The organism is Novosphingobium sp. G106 (assembly GCF_019075875.1).
Classification (GTDB): domain Bacteria; phylum Pseudomonadota; class Alphaproteobacteria; order Sphingomonadales; family Sphingomonadaceae; genus Novosphingobium.
On record NZ_JAHOOZ010000001.1, the window covers coordinates 5,892,381 to 5,908,366 of the forward strand.

Consider the following 15,986-nt stretch of genomic DNA (forward strand, 5'->3'; position numbering starts at 1 on the left):
CTTACGCTCCTGATCGGTGGTGCGCGATCAGGATGGGCGGGGCGAAAGCTCTGTTGCATCAGGAATAACCCTCGATTGTCGCGACGCGTCACCGAGGGGAATGTGCGGCATTGGTTGTCAGGCGCGGGAATGCTGGTCAGGCAGCGCGATGGGCCGGGATATGTCTAGCAGGACGTTCCCAACGTTCGCCGCCAAGAATCCTGCGATAGAGTGCGAGGTAATCCTCCGCCATCCGGTCAACGGAAAAGCGCCGCGCGACGGCGGCGGATGCTGCGCGGCGGTCGATCGAGGCGACCCGATCGATGGCCGCCGCAGCGTCTTCGAGGTTTTCCACGAGGAAACCGGTGCGGCCGTGGTCGATGATCTCGGGCATCGAGCCGCGGCGCATGGCAATTACCGGGGTGCCGCAGGCCATCGCCTCGATCACCGAAAGTCCGAAGGGTTCGGCGAAATTGATCAGGTGCAGCAGTGCATGGGCCTGCCCGAGTGCCCGCGAGCGCGCCTCGCCGCCGACCGCGCCATGATAGATCACCCGATCTCCGTCGATATCCGGCAGGATCTCGCGCTCGTAGTAGCCCTGGTCCTGGATAATCCCGTAGATGTGGAGCCGCCGGCCCACCGCAAGCGCCGTATCGATCGCCTCGCGCGTGCCCTTGTCGGGATGGATTCGGCCGAAATAGAGCAGATCCTCGCTGCCGATCGGATCGAGCGGGAAATCGCCGAGCGGGATGCCGTGGTGGATCGTTGCGGCATAGCGCAGGTCGGGATGCCGGTCCGCCTCGCTGATCGCGACATAATGGATGCGGTCCTCGAACGGCTTGTACATCGGCAGGATACGCTCGGACGAGAAGCCATGGATCGTCGTGACCATCGGCGTGTCGACCAGCCGCGAGAAGGCATGCGCGGGGAAATCGGCCTGGTTGTGGATCAAGTCGAAGCGGTCGGCCTGTTCGAACAGGTGTGCCAGGTGGCGGTGTTCCCAGACCTTGGCGTCGATCGTCGAATCCTCGCAATAGGGCGCAGGGACGACGCCGGCCAGCTTGCCCGTGGTCTGGCTGTCGAGCGTGGCGAACAGCGTGACGTCGACGCCGCGCGCCACCAGCGCTTCGGTCAGCAGGCTGGTGACGAGCTCCCACGGGCCGTAGTGGCGCGGCGGTGTGCGCCAGGCGATCGGGGCGAGCATGGCGATCCGCATGTCAGCGCGGCTCCATGCGCAGAACGAGGCCTTCGTTCGCGGCGAGGCCGCCGTCGAAGTGCCGGGTCACAATTGTCGAGACTAACGGCTCGGCGATCCGGGTGCCGGCGGGAATCTGGATGCGCCGCGGCTGTGTCCCGAGATTGAGCGCGATGAGTAGCCGCTCCGTCTCGGTATGGCGCTCGTACTGCAGCACCTCCGGATCGGACGGCAGCACTGCGAAGTCGCCGACGTTCAGCGCGGCATGGCTCCGGCGCAAGGCGAGCAGGCGGCGGTAGAGGTTCAGCATCGAATTGCGATCCTCATCCTGGGCCGCGACATTGCGCATCGACCAGTCGTCATTGAGCGGCAGCCAGGGCTCGGTCGTACTGAACCCGGCATGGGCGCTGTCGTCCCACGGCATCGGCGTGCGGGCACCGTCGCGGCCGAGGCCGAGACCGGGCTGGCGCAGGTCCTGAGGATCGCGGATGCGGTCGGGCGGGATCGTCACCTTGCCGATGCCGAGTTCGTCGCCCTGGTAGAGCGTCGGCGTGCCGCGCAGGGTCAGCAGCAGCATCGCCGCGACCCGCGCCTGGGCTTCGCCCAGCCGTCCGGCGATCCGCGGCGCATCGTGACTACCGAACACCCAGTTGGGCCAGCCGCCCGGCGGCAGCGCGGCTTCGTAGTCGGCGATGAGCTTGGCCAGCGCCGCTGCGTCCCAGCGTGCTTCGAGCAGCTGGAAATTGAAAGGCAGATGGACGCCGGGTTTCTCCGCGCTGCCGTAGTAGGTCATCAGCTGATCGAGCGGCAGGAAGATTTCGCCGACCAGCAGGCGTTCCTGCCCCTTGGCGCCATATTGGTCGGCCAATGCGCGGAAGGCCGCGGCTATGTCGTGGATCTCGGGCTGGTTGGCCGAGTTGTGCTGCAGCACTTTCAGCTTCTCGCCCATCTCGGGCGTAAAGGCCGGGTTGGGCGGATTGTCGCGCAGGTCATCGGCCTTGATGCAGTGCCAGAGGACGTCGATACGGAAACCGTCGATGCCGCGGTCGAACCAGAAGCGAACGACGTCGGTCATTGCTGCGTTTACAGCGGGGTTGCGCCAGTTGAGGTCGGCCTGTTCCTTGAGGAAGGTGTGGAGATAGTATTGTCGTGTCTCGACATCGAATTCCCAGGCTGAGCCGCCCATGTCGCTGGTCCAGTTGTTCGGCGGGCCGCCGTCCGGCGCGGGATCGCGCCAGAAGTACCAGTCGCGCTTCGGGTTGTCGCGCGAGGAACGACTTTCGATAAACCACGGATGCTCAGTCGAGCTGTGGTTGGGCACCAGGTCCAGCAGCAGCTTGAGGCCGCGTCGGTGCACCTCGGCGAGCAGCGCATCGAATGCCGCGAGATCGCCGAACATGCCGGCGACATCGCGGTAATCTGCAACGTCGTATCCGAAGTCGGCCATCGGCGAGGGGAAGATCGGCGATAGCCAGATGGCATCCACGCCGAGGCTGGCGACGTGGTCGAGCCGCCGGCGGATGCCTTCGAGGTCGCCGATCCCATCGCCATTACTGTCCTGGAAAGAGCGCGGATAGATCTGATAGATCACCCCGGGTTCCCACCAAGGCCGCTCGACATCCTCTGCAAATGCACCGCCCATGCGCCTCACAACGCATGGGGGCGACAAAGGTTCGGTGATCGCCGGACTTAGCCGATCGGCACGCTTACTCTCTGCTGCTTTTCATAGTGGCGCTTGAGGGCATAGCCGCCCGCCGCAGCCGCGATCAGGCCCAACGGCCCGAGGCGCCGTAGCACCATTGGCACGGCGGCACCGATCAACGCGCCGCCGGTCCCGCTGACCCCGCCGACGCTGCGCGCGACGCGCTCTCCGACGACAGCTCCGAGCAATTTACCGATCATCGTATATCTCCTTTGCTGGAGAAGCGCTGGAGAGGCCTTCGGGTTCCAGCAGCACAGCGTGCCGCCCCGCGCGGCCAACGGTCCGGCCCGGAGAACTGCCAATTCGGCGGCGCAGTCCCACGTAGCGGAACCCATCGGCGTATTGGAGTGTTGCGAAAGGAGGCGGACGAGGACGCCGGAGAGGATCCATGCCGTGAAGCGCGAACCCATCGTCGCCGTCGCCTTCCTGACCGAAGCCAACATGAAGGCCGTGGGGAACAATCTGAAGCGAATCTACCCGATCGAAGACGTCTCGCCGTTCGAGGATCTGTTGGAAAAGCTCGACAAGGCCGATCGCGAGATGCGCACGAGCGGAAGCAATCGGTAAGACTTTCGATCACCCCCTTTAATCCATGTTATTGCCCGTCGTACTCAGCCGTGTTTCATTGACACCATCGCTTGCCATTCCCGGCCCGCCAGCGACAGAGAGACAGTCATCGCGTGCTCCCGCCAGTGTCTGGGACCATCGTCGTGCCGCACTTCACGATTTTGCGAACCGATCGCTCCGCTCGCACCGAACTCACGGCGGTCACCGCCGATTCGGTGCTCCACACCATAAGTCGCCTGCATTACGACGAGGCCGACGTGTTCCGCGATGGCTCTTACGCCTTTTCGGTCCAGGTCGGCGAAGGCGGGGTCTGGACGATTTATCAGCGCGACGAAGCAGCAGTGTAACAAGCAATTTCCCTTGCTCGCCAGCCGCTTCTGGATGACCTTGCGCGGCGAGAGGGAACGCCATGAAAGTGATTTTCGGCCTGGAAGGGGAGCCTGCGCTCGTCGTGGGCGGAGGATACGGCTCGGGGCGCGAGACCGCGCTGCTCCTGGCCGAGGCGGGCGCTAGGGTGGCCATTGCCGACATCGATCGTGAGCGGGCCGAAGCGGTGGCGAAGGAGGTTGGCGGTGTCGCGGTGATCGGCGACGTCACCGATCCCGAAAGTGCCACGGCGATGGTCGACGAAGCCCATGCCGCGCTGGGCGGTCTCACCCGCGTCGCCAACATCGTCGGGCTGGTGAAGATGGCCCCGTTCATCGAGACCGATCTCGCGCACTGGGAAGCGCAGATGCGGCTCAACCTCTATTCGCAGATGTTCGTCTGCCATGCCGCCGGGCGGCACATGCTGCGTGAACGCGGCGGATCGATCGCCATGGTGGCTTCGGTCAGCGGCTACTACGGCGCGCGCAACCAGGTCGCCTATGGCATAGCCAAGGCTGGCGTCATGTCGCTGGCGCGCACGCTGTCCGACGAGTGGGCGGGGCAGGGCATCCGGATCAACTGCGTCGCACCCGACATCACCGCGGTGCCGCGGCTGACCGATGCCATGCCGATGTCCGAGCAGGAGGCCCAGGCGCGGCTCGATGCCATGGCCGCCTCCGAGGGCGTGCCGATGCAGCGCTTCGGCCGCGCGCACGAGATCGCAAAGCCGCTGCTGTTCCTGCTGTCCGAGATGTCGTCGTTCATGACTGGCCAGACGCTCGTCGTCGACGGCGGGACGATGGTCCATTTTCCCCACTCGAGCGGCGACAGGAAAGCCTGATGGAGCAGACGGTCGAACTGATCGAGGACGCGGCGCGCGGCGTGCGGCTCGAAGTGCTGGTGGCGGGGGAAGGGCCCGACGTCGTGCTGGTGCCTTCGGCGATGCGCGGGGCTTCGGACTTCGCCCATTTGCAGCAGGCGCTGGCCGCTGCCGGTTACCGCTCGCTCGCGGTGAATCCGCGAAATGCCGGGCGTAGCGCGGGCCCGCTCGATGGGCTGACGCTGCAGGACATCGCCGACGACATATCGCTAGTCGTCGGCCGCCTCTGCGACGGCCCGGTGCATCTCGTGGGCCATGCTCTGGGCAACGTCTGCGTCCGCGCCGCGGCAAGCTTCCGGCCCGAGATCGCCCGCTCGGTTACGGTCATGCCGTGTGGCGGCCACGATCTTGCCGTGCGGCCCGTGGCGCCCGAAGTGATCGCCGCGATGCCGCGCTGTCATGACGAGAGCCTTTCCGATGCCGAACGGATCGAGGCGATGCGCACCGCTTTCTTCGCCCCCGGCAATGACCCGTCGGTCTGGCTGGACGGCTGGTGGCCGCAATCGGCGGGAGTTGCCGGCGCGATCGGGCGGACCGATCCTGCGCTGTGGTGGCGGGGCGGCGAGGGGCCGATCCTGATCGTCATGCCGCTCAACGATGCGATGATGGCTGCGGAAGCGGGCCGGGCGACGGCAGAGGCTTTGGGCGAGCGGGCCAGCTATGTCGAAGTCGACAACTGCGGCCACGCAATCCTTCCCGAACAGCCCGAGGCCGTCGCCCGGCACGTGATCGCATTCCTTGATAGACAGGAGGGCCGCTGATGGCGAGCGAGTGGAAGAAGGCAGGCCGGATCGGCGTCTGGGCATCGGATTTCCGCTTCGGCGATCCGGGCTTCGTTCGTGAGGCCGCAGCGGAGCTCGAGGATCTGGGCTACGGCACGATCTGGTTTCCCGGCGGCCGCGGCGGTGACCTGCTGGAGCGGATCGACCTGATCCTCGATGCGACGCAGCGCTGCATCGTGGCCACCGGCATCCTCAACATCTGGATGCACGAGCCGGCGGAAGTCGGCGCCTGGTGGCGCGGCCTCGATCCGGCGTGGCGGGAGCGCGTCATGCTGGGCCTCGGCGTCGGCCATGCCCTGGCGATCGGCGAGGCCTGGCGTCAGCCGCTGACCAAGATGGCGGCCTACCTCGATGGTCTCGATGCGGAAGGCGTCCCGGCCGGGAGCCGCTGCATCGCGGCGCTCGGGCCGAAGATGCTCGACCTGTCGCGCGATCGGTCGGCGGGTGCGCATCCCTATCTGGTAACGCCTGAACACACGGCGATCGCCCGCGAAAGGCTGGGGCCAGACGCCTGGCTCGCGCCGGAGCAGGGCGTTGTCCTCGACAGCGACCCGACCAGCGCCCGACAGAAGGCGCGCGAGCAGCTTTCGAGCTATGCCCGGCTGGCGAACTATCGCAACAGCTGGCTGCGGCTGGGTTTCGACGAGAACGACATCGAGACGCTTAGCGACCGCCTGATCGATGCGCTGTTCGTCTGGGGCACGCCGGGGACGATCGCGGAGCGGCTTTCCTCTCATCTGCAGGCGGGGGCCGATCACGTTTGCCTGCAGGCGATCCTCGGGCCGATCGGCACGAGCGATCCGGAAACGGCCCGGCGCATCTGGCGTGAACTTGCGCCGACGGTACTCTCATGAGCAGCACGCTCGTCGCGCCGCGGACGCGGGATCTCGATGTCCTAGCGGAACAACTCGCCGGCTGGCTCGGCGCGCGGATGCCACAGGTCCGGGACATCGCCATCGGCAATCTGACCTATCCCTCGGGCGCCGGCATGTCGCACGAGACGATTCTGTTCGACGCAAGCTGGACTGAGGGCGGCCGGACGATCACCGAAGGTCTCGTGGTGCGGGTCAAGCCGACCGCCAACATGGTCTTTCCCGACGATCTGTTCGATGCGCAGTACCGGGTGATGCGGCTGATCCACGAACGCGGCTGGGTGCCGGTGGCCGAGCCGCTGTGGCTGGAGGAAAGCGATGCGGTGATCGGCGCGCCGTTCTTCGTCATGCGCAAGGTGCAGGGACGAGTGCCCGTCAGCCGCCCACCCTATGCCGAGAGCGGCTGGATCGCCGACGCCACTCCGACGCAGCGTGCGCGGCTCTGGGAAAGCGGCGTGCGGACGATGGCGACGATCCACATGTTGCCGGTGGAACACTTCGCCTTCCTCGAAGGGCCCGAGGGCGCTCGCTCAGGCCTCGATCAGGAGTGGGACAAATATGTCCGCTTCGTCGAATGGATCAGTGCGGACCGCCGCTGGCCGATCCTCGACGCCGCGCTCGCCAACCTGCGCGAACGCTGGCCGCTCAACCAGCCGCTTGGGCTGGTCTGGGGCGGGGCCGAAATGGTCAACATGATGTTCGACGACAATTTCGAGGTCATCGCGGTGATGGACTGGGAGCAGCCTTCGCTCGGCGGGCCGCTCAACGATCTCGCCTGGTGGCTTACTATGGCCGACACCAAGCACGGCCCGGCTTCCGGGCGTCCGCCGCTCGCCGGCCTCGGCACGCGCGAGGAGACTATAGCGCTATGGAGCGAGGTCACCGGCCTCAGCGCCGAGGACATCGACTGGTACGAAGATTTTATGGCGCTCAAGCTGCGCTGCCTCTCGGTCAGCACGGCCAAGGTCTGGGGTGTGGAACCGCCAGACCAGCGCTCGCTGGCCCGGCGGCTCAATCTTCCGATCGCGGACTGATTACTTAGCCCGTTCGACCACGACGACGGGAATCTTGCGGTCGGTGCGCGACTGATAGACGTCGTAGTTCGGCCACTGCCCGAGCGAAGCTTGCCACAGCTCCTCGCGTTCGGCGCCTTCGGCGATGCGGGCCACGCCCGCGAACTTCTCGCCCTTGATCTGCATCCTGACGTGCGGATCGGCCTCGACGTTGAGATACCAGATCGGGTGCGTCGGCGATCCGCCCTTCGAAGCGATGATCGCATAGCGGTCGCCGACCTGCTTGTAGATGATGGCGATGGTCCGGTCCTCGCCCGACTTGCGACCCTTGGTGGTCAGCAGGCAGGCGGTCGCGCCGTTCCACATGTAGCCAATCTCGCCGTCGGTCTCGCGGTACTTCTTCACGTGCTCGTCGCCGAGCAGCGTGAGGTCGGTGCCGATATTGCTGCGTGGCGGGGTATCGCTCATGTGGTTTCGTCCTCTCGCGGGGGGTAGGTTCTGGAATGAAATCTCGGGCTTAGCGAAGCAATACGGGCAGGGCCGAGACGCCGCGCTGCTCGAGGCCGCCGGTCATGTAGGGCGTCTCCGCGTCGGGATCGAACCGCATGTTCGGGAAATGGTCGAGCAGCTTGTTGATCGTGACCATCATCTCCGCCTCGGCGACGAAGCGGCCCAGGCACATGTGCGCGCCGATCCCGGTGCCCAGATGCTGCTGGAACGGCCGGTGCAGGTCGAACACGTCGGGATTCTCCCACCGCGCAGGATCGCGATTGGCGGCGCCAAGGCAGATGTCGAGGACGGCACCCTGCGGGATGATCGTGCCGCACAGGTCGGTGTCGACGAGGGCCACGCGGCTGAACGTGGGATTGGTCGGATTCCAGCGTAGCGACTCGTTGATCGCGGCCTCGACCAGCTTACGGTCTTCCTTGGCGGCTTCGAAATAGTCGCGGTTGCTCAGCAGCGCGAACAGCGTGATGCCGAGCTGGCGCCAGGACGTGCCGCCTCCGGCGAGCAGGATCAGCCGCGCGAAGATCACGATCTCCTCGTCGGTCAGGTGACGGCGCTCCTCGCCCGGAGGATCGATCTCGGCGGCGAGCAGCCAGGAGATGATGTCCTCGCCGGGCTCCGCCCTGCGGCGACCGATCTGCTCCATGAGCATCCGCTGGACCGTGGCATGCGATTGCATGCGCACTTCCATGCCGTGGCGGCTGGCGGAGGTTCCGACCAGCGCGTTGCGGAACAGCATGGCGTCCTCGCCGCGCAGCCCGACCGCGCGGGTGATGGTATGGACGGGGACGCGCGCGCAAAGCTGCAGGTTCAGCTCGGCCCGATCGCGCGCCTCGAAATTGGCGACCAGTTCCTCGACGAGACTGTCGATGAAATGTTCGCGCCACCACTTCTGCGCCTTAGGCCGGATGAACAGCGATTGCACCGCGCGGCGGAACGCGTGGTGCTCGGGATTGTCCATCTCGAGGATGCCCATCGTCTTCGGGGGGCTACCGTCGAAGTGATAGACGTTGTTCGACAGGTTCACGTTGTCGCGGAACGCCTTCTCGCAGGCGTCGAAGGTGAAGCAGGTATAGCCTTCACGCTCCAGCGAGCCCTTGTGGCGGTGGAACGGCGGCAGCTCCATCAGCTGGCGCATGAAGCCCTTCTGCACGGGCGCCCCGCGCTCGCGCAGCGCGTTCATCGTCGGATAGGGATCGTGGTCAATGTAGTTGCCGATTTCCTCGGCTTCCTTGCGGACGTCGTAGAGCGCCTCGTAGAGATCGTCGTCCTGCGCCGGACCGGGTTGTGCCACGCTTGCCATGCTATCCTCACCGCAATTACTATGTTCGAAATATCGAATATTAGTTCGGAATTTTAAGCTCTAGCCGGCATTCGTCAACATGTCATCTGCGTATATATGCGTTGCGGGCACAGGGTTGCCAATTTCCATGCGCTAGGCATTGTCCCGCAGAAGCTATACCGCCCCGACGGAATCTTGCTGCCAACGCCGAATTGACGAGGATTACCGCCGTGCCTGCAGACAATGCCAACATCTTCGCGCATTTCCTCGCCGCGGCCGATCAGGCGGGTAGCAAACCGTTTTTGGTCGAGGATGGCGCGACGGTGCTGTCCTTCGCCGATCTCGACGCGCGCGCCGGCCAGCTGGCTGCGCGCCTGGCGGCGTTGGGCGGCAAGGCGGGCGAGCGATCGTCGTGCAGGTCGACAAGTCGCCCGAGAACGTGCTGCTCTATCTCGCGGCCGAACGGCTCGGCATGGTCTATGTGCCGCTCAACACCGCCTATACGTCGGCCGAGCTTGCCTATTTCCTCGGCGACGCCGAGCCCGCGGTGGTGGTCTGCCGGCCGGCGGACGAGGCCGAAGTGCGCGGATTGCTTACTACCGGGACACTGGTGACGCTGGGCACCGACGGCACCGGCAGTCTGCTCGACGACATTCCCGACGAGGTCGTCCCCGTCGCCGAGCGCACGCCGGAAGACCTCGCCGCGATCCTCTATACCTCCGGCACCACGGGGCGTTCGAAGGGGGCGATGCTCACCCACGGCAACTTGCTGAGTAATGCGATGACGCTCAAGGCGCTCTGGGGCTGGCGGCACGACGACGTGCTGATCCACATCCTGCCGATCTACCACGTCCATGGCCTGTTCGTGGCGCTGCACGGCGCGCTGCTGGCGGGTGCGACGGTGCTGTTCCACCGCGGTTTCGATTCCGCCGCGGTGATTGCCGACTTCGCGCGCGGCTCGGTGCTGATGGGTGTGCCGACGCATTACACCCGCCTCACTGGGGCACCGGAAATGACCCGCGAGGCATGCACCAACATGCGCCTGTTCATCTCCGGCTCGGCGCCGCTGCTGGCCGAGGCGCACGAGCGCTTCGAGGAGAAGACCGGCCAGCGCATCCTCGAACGCTATGGCATGACCGAGACCGGCATGATCACCTCCAACCCTTACGAAGGCGGTGCGCGGGTGGCGGGGACGGTCGGCTATCCGCTGCCCGGTGTCGAGGTACGCGTCCGCGGTGACAACGGCGAACTCGTCGAGCAGGGCAAGCCGGGGGTTCTCGAAGTGCGCGGGCCCAACGTCTTCGCTGGCTACTGGCGGATGCCCGAGAAGACCGCGCAGGAAATCCGCGAGGACGGCTTCTTCATCACCGGCGACGTCGCGACGCAGGATGCCGACGGTCGCGTCACCCTGGTCGGCCGTGCCAAGGACCTGATCATCGCCGGCGGCCTCAACATCTATCCCAAGGAGATCGAGGAGGCGATCGACGCACTTCCCGGTGTCGAGGAGAGCGCCGTGATTGGCGTGCCGCATCCCGACATGGGCGAAGGCGTGGTCGCTGTCGTGGTCGCGCAGAAGGGTGCGCGCGTGACCGAGAAAGCGGTCCGCGCCGCGCTCGAAGGCCAGCTCGCGCGCTTCAAGCAGCCGCGCCGCGTCTTCGTCGTCGACGCGCTGCCGCGCAACGCCATGGGCAAGGTGCAGAAGGCGGCGCTGCGCAGCGAATATGCCGAGGCCCTGAAGTAGGAACACCGCTGGTGCTTTGCCGCTTGGATATTGTGCCGGGCAGAATATCGTAGCCGACTTGAGCTTTGGGGTCGGACGATTCGATGTCCTGGTGGCGAGTGTTCCAGCGAGGTTCTGCGGCGATCGCCTTGGCCGGCGCCAGCGTCCTCGCATTGCTGTCCGACACCCCGATCGGCCCGCCACGGGTAGCGACCGCCAGCGCGCAGGCTCCCGCGGCAGCCATGCCGTCGATCAACCAGCTCTACCAGGCGCAGGGGCAGCTCATGGCCAGCGAACTGGGCGGCTTGCAGCCTCGCGTCGCGGGACGGACCAACGTCTATGCGATCGCCGTAGCCGGACAGGGTTCGATGCAGCTGTTTTCGCGCGAGGCGCAGTTGGCGCTCCAGGTGGCGGCGGGGCGGTTCGGCGGCGACTATCGCGGCGGGGTGCTGCTCTCGAACGTCCTGTCCGATCTGCCCAGCCATCCGTGGGCGAACCACGCCAGCGTGGAAGCCGCCGCGCGGGGCATCGGTGAGCGGATCGATCCCGCGCGTGATATCGTCGTGATCTATCTGACCTCGCACGGCGCGCCCGACGCCTGGATAGCGACCAGCCTGCCGAACAACACGGTCTTCCCGCCGATCTCGTCGACCTCGCTGGCCGCTGCCCTGTCGCATGCCGGGATCAGGCGCCGCGTGGTCATCGTTTCCGCCTGCTTTTCCGCCAGCTGGATCCCGGCGCTCGCCAGCGACGACACGATCGTCATCACCGCGGCGGCCAAGGACCGCACCTCGTTCGGCTGCGACGACAGCCGCTACCTGACCTATTTCGGCGAGGCCTTCCTCGAAGGGCCGCTCGCGCGCGGCGCCTCCCTGCGCGAAGCTTTCGAGATCGCGCGCGGGAAAGTGGCGAAGTGGGAAGCCGAAGAGGAGTTCATCCCCTCGATGCCGCAGGCGTCGATCGGGCGGAATCTGCAGGGGCTGTGGACCGAGCGCGCGGCGGCCCGGAAATAGCGGTCAGTCTTCGAGGATAAGGCTGTCCTGCTTGGTGTCGCGCATGCGGACATAGACGACGAGCGACAGGCCGATCATCGCCGTGACGTACCAGTAGAAGGTGCTGCCCATCTCGTTCGACTTGAGCCAGAGCGCGACATATTCGGCCGTGCCGCCGAACACCGTGTTGGCGATCGCATAGGGCAGGGCCACGCCCAGCGCGCGGATATGCGCGGGGAACAGCTCGGCCTTCACCACTGCATTGATTGCGGTGTAACCGCTGACGATGACGAGCGCGCAGAGCACGAGGACGAAGGCGGCGAAGGGATCCTTGACGTCCTCGAGCGCGCGGAAGATCGGATAAGTGAACATCACTCCGCCGATGCCGAAGGCAACCATCACCGGCTTGCGGCCTATCCGGTCTGACAGCGCGCCGATGACGGGCTGGAGCAGCATGAACAGGAACAGCGCCGCGGCAGTGATCCGCGTTGCGGTTTCGGCCGAGAAGCCGCTGGTGTTGACCAGGAACTTCTGCATGTAGGTCGTATAGGCGTAGAAGGCCAGCGTGCCGCCGGCGGTCAGGGCCATGACCAGCAGCGCCTCCTTGGGATGCTGGCGGAATAGCGCCAAGCCGCTCGAGCGCGGCGCCGTGCTGGTCGCCGCGTCTTTCTGGCTGTTGGCAAAGCTCTCGGTCTCGGCCAGTCGCCGGCGCAGGTAGAACACGATCACAGCGAGCCCTGCGCCGACCACGAAGGGAATCCGCCAGCCCCAGGCCTTCAACTCTTCCTCGGGCATGACTGTCTGCAGTACCAGCAGCACCGAGAGCGCGACGAGCTGGCCCGAGATCAGGGTGACGTACTGGAAGCTCGAATAGAACCCCCGCCGCCGCCTACCGGCCATCTCGCTGAGGTAGGTGGCGCTCGCGCCATACTCGCCGCCGACGCTGAGGCCCTGGAGCATCCGCGCGAAGACAAGAATGGCGGGCGCCAGGTTGCCGATCGCCGCATAGCCCGGCGTCAGCGCAATCATCAGCGATCCCGCGCACATCAGCGAGACCGACAGCGTCAGCCCCGCCTTGCGCCCGCGCCGGTCGGCATAGATGCCCATCACCCAGGCGCCGATCGGCCGCATGACGAAGCCGACGGCGAAGACTGCGGCCGCGTTCAGCAGCTGCGCCGTGGCGTCGCCCTTGGGAAAGAAGATCGGCGCGAAATAGAGCGTGAACGCCGAATAGACGTACCAGTCGTACCATTCGACGAGGTTGCCCGCCGATCCACCGATGATGTTGCGGAGCCTGTGCCCACCCTGTGCTTCGCTCATCGGCGGACTATGCGGAACCGCGGCGATCCGCGCAACATGTCGCTCGTCGGGGGCGGCAGGGCGTAAAATCGCACACAAGGTTTTTTCGGACTGCTGAAGGGACGGCGTCGCGGCGTCTGCAGAATGTCGGTGCGAGAGCATCGACCGTACGTTTTGAGGACCCTAGACTCGTTCCCCCGCTTCGGCGGGGGTTCTTTTTTGCCGGCTAGGCAAGCCGCTTGAGTCTGCGGATCATCGTCGGCATCAGGGCGGTTCGCCAATCGCGACAACCTGGAAGCACGATGCAGCCCATGAGTTTTCGCCAGATACGCCACTTCGTGGCAGTGGCCGAGGAGCTGCATTTCGGCCGTGCCGCGAAACGCCTGAACATGGCGCAGCCCCCGCTCAGCCAGTCGATCCGCCGGCTGGAAGCAGACCTTGGGGTCGAGCTGCTGGCGCGATCCCGGAAGGGCGTGGAGCTCACAGCTGCGGGCGAGATATTCCTCCGCGAGGCACGGCAGGCGCTGATCCACGCCGATCTCGCACGCAAGCTGGCCCTCCGCGAAGCGCAGAAGGCGCAGGAAGTGCGCGTCGGCTTCATCGGCCCGGCGCTCTACCGGCTGTTGCCGCCGCTTCTCGTCGCCTTCACCCGCGATAACCCGGCGATCGACGTGCGACTTTATGAGGAGCGTACGCCGGCCCTGGTGAAAGCGATCGTGCAGGGCGAAACCGATGTCGGTTTCGTCACCGCGGGCTCGCAGGAGATCGAGGACTGCGACACGCTGATCGTCGAGCGCGCGACGATCGTGGCGGCCATCCCCGCCGACTGGCCGATCGTCAGCCGGGCGAGTCTCACGCTGGCCGAACTGGCCGACTATCCGCTGATCCTGCCGCCCGCACAGAACCACGCGACCGAGCCCAGGCAGGTCCTCAAGATGTTCGGCAGCGCCGGCGGCCGGCTGCCCAACGTAATCCAGGAATCGACCCATTCGAACACCACGCTCAGCCTGGTCGGTGCGGGCGTCGGTTTCAGCATCATCACGGGCACGGCGAGGCTGGCAAACCCCGCGAACGTGAGGTTCGTCCCTCTCACCGACCACATGCCCTCGTCGGACTGGGCGCTGACGATGATCTGGCGCGACGCGCAGCTGACCCGTGCCGGCCGCCGCTTCGTCGACTTCACGCGAAATTACGTCGCTGATCGGCCCGAGCTGATGAGCTTCGCTATCCCCTGAGAGCCGTTCATATCAAAACCATATCAAGAAGCCCGCAATTGATATTTTACGAACGGTCCCGGTACGCGCATATCGCTCCCATAACAGCAAGTGCCAGCGGGATCCCGGTCCCTCCGGCTTGGGAATGGAGACCGTCATGAGCGAAGCCGATCCGAAATTTGGTAGCGCCCTCAAGGAAGATTGGGACCTCGGCCCGATCTTCGATGCCGACGCGCATATCGATCCGCCCTACGAGATGTGGAAGGAATACCTGCCGCAGTCGCAGCGGCACAAGGCGCCGGTCATCGAGGAAGGTGACGATCACGACTGGCTGGTCTTCGAAGGCAACCGCCGCCCGATCCACATGATGAGCAACCAGGCCGGCCGTACCGGCAAGGACTTCAAGATGCAGGGCAAGCTCAGCGACATGCGCAACACGCATGATCCGCAGAAGCGCATCGAAGACATGGATCTCGACGGCATCGACCAGGCCATCCTGTTCGGCGGCGGCCCGCTCGGTTCGTTCGACAACGACCTCTACCTCGCCAGCTTCGAGGCCTTCAGCCACTGGGTGATGGACTGGGCCTCGAACGCACCCCACCGCTTGTTCCCCGTCGGCCACGCGCCGATGCGCGACATCGACGAGACCATCGAGCACGTCCACCGGCTCGCCAAGATGGGCTTCAAGATGATCCAGTTGCCGGCCTTCCCGCAGAATCCGGAAGCCTGGCGCACGTCCTCGGGCGTCGCGGCGCTCAAGGAAGGCCAAGTCTCGGCCCAGACCGGCGATCCCAAGGGCAAGCTGCAGTACTACCAGCCCGAGTTCGACAAGCTGTGGAAGGTGCTCAGCGACTACGGCATGGTCATCACCTTCCACTTGGGTGCCCGCTCGCCGCGGTTTCGCGACAAGCAGCACTTCCTGCCCGACATGCCGATGAGCAAGGTGAACATGGCCGAGCCGATCGGCATCTTCATCTTCAACGGCATCTTCGACCGCTTCCCCGACTTGCGCATCGGCTCGATGGAATCGGGCGTGGGCTGGTTCGCCTGGTTCTCCGAATACTGCGACCGCACCTGGGAAAAGCAGCGCTACTGGACCGAGAGCGTGATCGACAAGCTGCCCAGCTATTTCATGGACCAGAACATCTGGGGCTCGTTCATCCAGGACCGCGCCGGCATCCTCCAGGCCGAGCAGGGCCTGCCGGGCACGCGCAATTTCATGTGGTCCTCGGACTATCCGCACTCGGAGACGACCTTCCCGAACAGCCACGCGATCATCAGGCGCGACTTTGCGGGTGTGGCTAAGGACAAGATCCAGGACATCATCTGCAACAACGCCAAGCGGATGCTGCGCCTCGATTGAGCGCCGATCGAGAGATAGCCGGTGGGCCATCGAAGCGATGGTCTGCCGGCTCCCGCGTGCTGATCCGCGCTCTCGGCTTCCCAGTGCAACTATCTGAAAATGGTGCCGGCTAGAGGGTTCGAACCCCTGACCCCCTGATTACAAATCAGGTGCTCTACCAACTGAGCTAAGCCGGCTTGCCCAATCGTCTGACCGTTCGGGCGCGCCTTCGCAGGCTGGAAGCAGCACTGCGGACGGGCCGTGCCTAGCTCGC

Annotated in this window: 16 protein-coding genes and 1 tRNA gene; 10 read left to right on the forward strand and 7 right to left on the reverse strand. The window is 65.5% G+C overall.

Features of this window, described 5'->3' with window-relative positions:
- Nucleotides 1-136 precede the first annotated feature (136 nt).
- From KRR38_RS28705 to KRR38_RS28715, 3 genes are read right to left on the reverse strand one after another with little or no spacing between them, the layout of a single operon-like run.
- On the reverse strand, nucleotides 137-1,195 hold the full coding sequence (locus KRR38_RS28705; RefSeq protein ID WP_217406789.1) for a glycosyltransferase family 4 protein: 1,059 nt from the start codon (nucleotides 1,193-1,195) through the stop codon (nucleotides 137-139).
- 1 nt (nucleotide 1,196) lies between these two features.
- A complete protein-coding gene (locus tag KRR38_RS28710; RefSeq protein WP_217406790.1) occupies nucleotides 1,197-2,816 on the reverse strand; it encodes an alpha-amylase family glycosyl hydrolase in 1,620 nt (539 codons plus the stop codon).
- Nucleotides 2,817-2,863: 47 nt separating this feature from the next.
- Nucleotides 2,864-3,076 carry a hypothetical protein gene (locus tag KRR38_RS28715; RefSeq protein ID WP_217406791.1) on the reverse strand — a complete coding sequence of 71 codons (213 nt, stop codon included), beginning with the start codon at nucleotides 3,074-3,076 and terminating at the stop codon, nucleotides 2,864-2,866.
- A gap of 193 nt (nucleotides 3,077-3,269) precedes the next feature.
- Here KRR38_RS28715 and KRR38_RS28720 point away from each other — a divergent pair, with 193 nt between their 5' ends.
- The 6 genes from KRR38_RS28720 (at nucleotide 3,270) to KRR38_RS28745 (ending at nucleotide 7,377) form a co-directional block, all read left to right on the forward strand.
- Complete coding sequence (locus KRR38_RS28720) at nucleotides 3,270-3,443, forward strand: hypothetical protein (RefSeq protein ID WP_217406792.1); 174 nt, start codon at nucleotides 3,270-3,272, stop codon at nucleotides 3,441-3,443.
- 125 nt (nucleotides 3,444-3,568) lie between these two features.
- Nucleotides 3,569-3,790: a hypothetical protein gene (locus KRR38_RS28725; RefSeq protein WP_217406793.1), complete on the forward strand. Its 222-nt coding sequence runs from the start codon at nucleotides 3,569-3,571 to the stop codon at nucleotides 3,788-3,790.
- Between the two features lie 62 nt (nucleotides 3,791-3,852).
- Complete coding sequence (locus KRR38_RS28730) at nucleotides 3,853-4,650, forward strand: SDR family NAD(P)-dependent oxidoreductase (protein ID WP_217406794.1); 798 nt, start codon at nucleotides 3,853-3,855, stop codon at nucleotides 4,648-4,650.
- Nucleotides 4,650-5,450 carry an alpha/beta fold hydrolase gene (locus KRR38_RS28735; protein WP_217406795.1) on the forward strand — a complete coding sequence of 267 codons (801 nt, stop codon included), beginning with the start codon at nucleotides 4,650-4,652 and terminating at the stop codon, nucleotides 5,448-5,450. The genes KRR38_RS28730 and KRR38_RS28735 overlap by 1 nt, the downstream gene beginning before the upstream one ends.
- The gene (locus KRR38_RS28740; protein ID WP_217406797.1) at nucleotides 5,450-6,325 is read left to right on the forward strand and encodes an LLM class F420-dependent oxidoreductase; all 876 of its coding nucleotides are present in this window, start codon (nucleotides 5,450-5,452) and stop codon (nucleotides 6,323-6,325) included. Before KRR38_RS28735 ends, KRR38_RS28740 begins: the two co-directional genes overlap by 1 nt.
- Complete coding sequence (locus KRR38_RS28745; protein ID WP_217406799.1) at nucleotides 6,322-7,377, forward strand: phosphotransferase family protein; 1,056 nt, start codon at nucleotides 6,322-6,324, stop codon at nucleotides 7,375-7,377. Before KRR38_RS28740 ends, KRR38_RS28745 begins: the two co-directional genes overlap by 4 nt.
- On the opposite strand, the gene KRR38_RS28750 is transcribed toward KRR38_RS28745, so the two are convergent.
- On the reverse strand, nucleotides 7,378-7,824 hold the full coding sequence (locus KRR38_RS28750; protein ID WP_217406800.1) for a nitroreductase family deazaflavin-dependent oxidoreductase: 447 nt from the start codon (nucleotides 7,822-7,824) through the stop codon (nucleotides 7,378-7,380). It lies immediately after the preceding gene.
- Nucleotides 7,825-7,873: 49 nt separating this feature from the next.
- Nucleotides 7,874-9,166, reverse strand: a complete 1,293-nt coding sequence (locus KRR38_RS28755; RefSeq protein ID WP_217406802.1) for a cytochrome P450 — start codon at nucleotides 9,164-9,166, stop codon at nucleotides 7,874-7,876.
- A gap of 391 nt (nucleotides 9,167-9,557) precedes the next feature.
- Between KRR38_RS28755 and KRR38_RS28760 the strand changes: the two genes are divergently transcribed.
- Nucleotides 9,558-10,886, forward strand: a complete 1,329-nt coding sequence (locus tag KRR38_RS28760) for an AMP-binding protein (RefSeq protein ID WP_309141164.1) — start codon at nucleotides 9,558-9,560, stop codon at nucleotides 10,884-10,886.
- A gap of 83 nt (nucleotides 10,887-10,969) precedes the next feature.
- Nucleotides 10,970-11,878, forward strand: coding sequence for a C13 family peptidase (locus KRR38_RS28765; RefSeq protein ID WP_217406803.1), 909 nt, complete (start codon nucleotides 10,970-10,972; stop codon nucleotides 11,876-11,878).
- A 3-nt stretch (nucleotides 11,879-11,881) separates the two neighbouring features.
- Here KRR38_RS28765 and KRR38_RS28770 read toward each other — a convergent pair whose 3' ends face one another.
- Nucleotides 11,882-13,177 carry an MFS transporter gene (locus KRR38_RS28770; protein ID WP_217406805.1) on the reverse strand — a complete coding sequence of 432 codons (1,296 nt, stop codon included), beginning with the start codon at nucleotides 13,175-13,177 and terminating at the stop codon, nucleotides 11,882-11,884.
- Nucleotides 13,178-13,467: 290 nt separating this feature from the next.
- On the opposite strand from KRR38_RS28770, the gene KRR38_RS28775 reads away from it, so the two are divergent.
- Complete coding sequence (locus tag KRR38_RS28775) at nucleotides 13,468-14,391, forward strand: LysR substrate-binding domain-containing protein (RefSeq protein ID WP_217406806.1); 924 nt, start codon at nucleotides 13,468-13,470, stop codon at nucleotides 14,389-14,391.
- A 136-nt stretch (nucleotides 14,392-14,527) separates the two neighbouring features.
- Nucleotides 14,528-15,733, forward strand: a complete 1,206-nt coding sequence (locus KRR38_RS28780) for an amidohydrolase family protein (RefSeq protein WP_217406807.1) — start codon at nucleotides 14,528-14,530, stop codon at nucleotides 15,731-15,733.
- A 100-nt stretch (nucleotides 15,734-15,833) separates the two neighbouring features.
- Here the strand turns inward: KRR38_RS28780 and KRR38_RS28785 are convergent.
- Nucleotides 15,834-15,909, reverse strand: a tRNA-Thr gene (locus KRR38_RS28785).
- Between the last annotated feature and the right edge of the window lie 77 nt (nucleotides 15,910-15,986).

What these genes read in the sequence shown, in the direction of transcription:
- KRR38_RS28705 (WP_217406789.1), bottom strand. Translation starts at nt 1,195, where the DNA reads ATGCGGATCGCCATGCTCGCCCCGATCGCCTGGCGCACACCGCCGCGC.
- KRR38_RS28710 (WP_217406790.1), bottom strand. Translation starts at nt 2,816, where the DNA reads ATGGGCGGTGCATTTGCAGAGGATGTCGAGCGGCCTTGGTGGGAACCC.
- KRR38_RS28715 (WP_217406791.1), bottom strand. Translation starts at nt 3,076, where the DNA reads ATGATCGGTAAATTGCTCGGAGCTGTCGTCGGAGAGCGCGTCGCGCGC.
- KRR38_RS28730 (WP_217406794.1), top strand. Translation starts at nt 3,853, where the DNA reads ATGAAAGTGATTTTCGGCCTGGAAGGGGAGCCTGCGCTCGTCGTGGGC.
- KRR38_RS28735 (WP_217406795.1), top strand. Translation starts at nt 4,650, where the DNA reads ATGGAGCAGACGGTCGAACTGATCGAGGACGCGGCGCGCGGCGTGCGG.
- KRR38_RS28740 (WP_217406797.1), top strand. Translation starts at nt 5,450, where the DNA reads ATGGCGAGCGAGTGGAAGAAGGCAGGCCGGATCGGCGTCTGGGCATCG.
- KRR38_RS28745 (WP_217406799.1), top strand. Translation starts at nt 6,322, where the DNA reads ATGAGCAGCACGCTCGTCGCGCCGCGGACGCGGGATCTCGATGTCCTA.
- KRR38_RS28750 (WP_217406800.1), bottom strand. Translation starts at nt 7,824, where the DNA reads ATGAGCGATACCCCGCCACGCAGCAATATCGGCACCGACCTCACGCTG.
- KRR38_RS28755 (WP_217406802.1), bottom strand. Translation starts at nt 9,166, where the DNA reads ATGGCAAGCGTGGCACAACCCGGTCCGGCGCAGGACGACGATCTCTAC.
- KRR38_RS28765 (WP_217406803.1), top strand. Translation starts at nt 10,970, where the DNA reads ATGTCCTGGTGGCGAGTGTTCCAGCGAGGTTCTGCGGCGATCGCCTTG.
- KRR38_RS28770 (WP_217406805.1), bottom strand. Translation starts at nt 13,177, where the DNA reads ATGAGCGAAGCACAGGGTGGGCACAGGCTCCGCAACATCATCGGTGGA.
- KRR38_RS28775 (WP_217406806.1), top strand. Translation starts at nt 13,468, where the DNA reads ATGAGTTTTCGCCAGATACGCCACTTCGTGGCAGTGGCCGAGGAGCTG.
- KRR38_RS28780 (WP_217406807.1), top strand. Translation starts at nt 14,528, where the DNA reads ATGAGCGAAGCCGATCCGAAATTTGGTAGCGCCCTCAAGGAAGATTGG.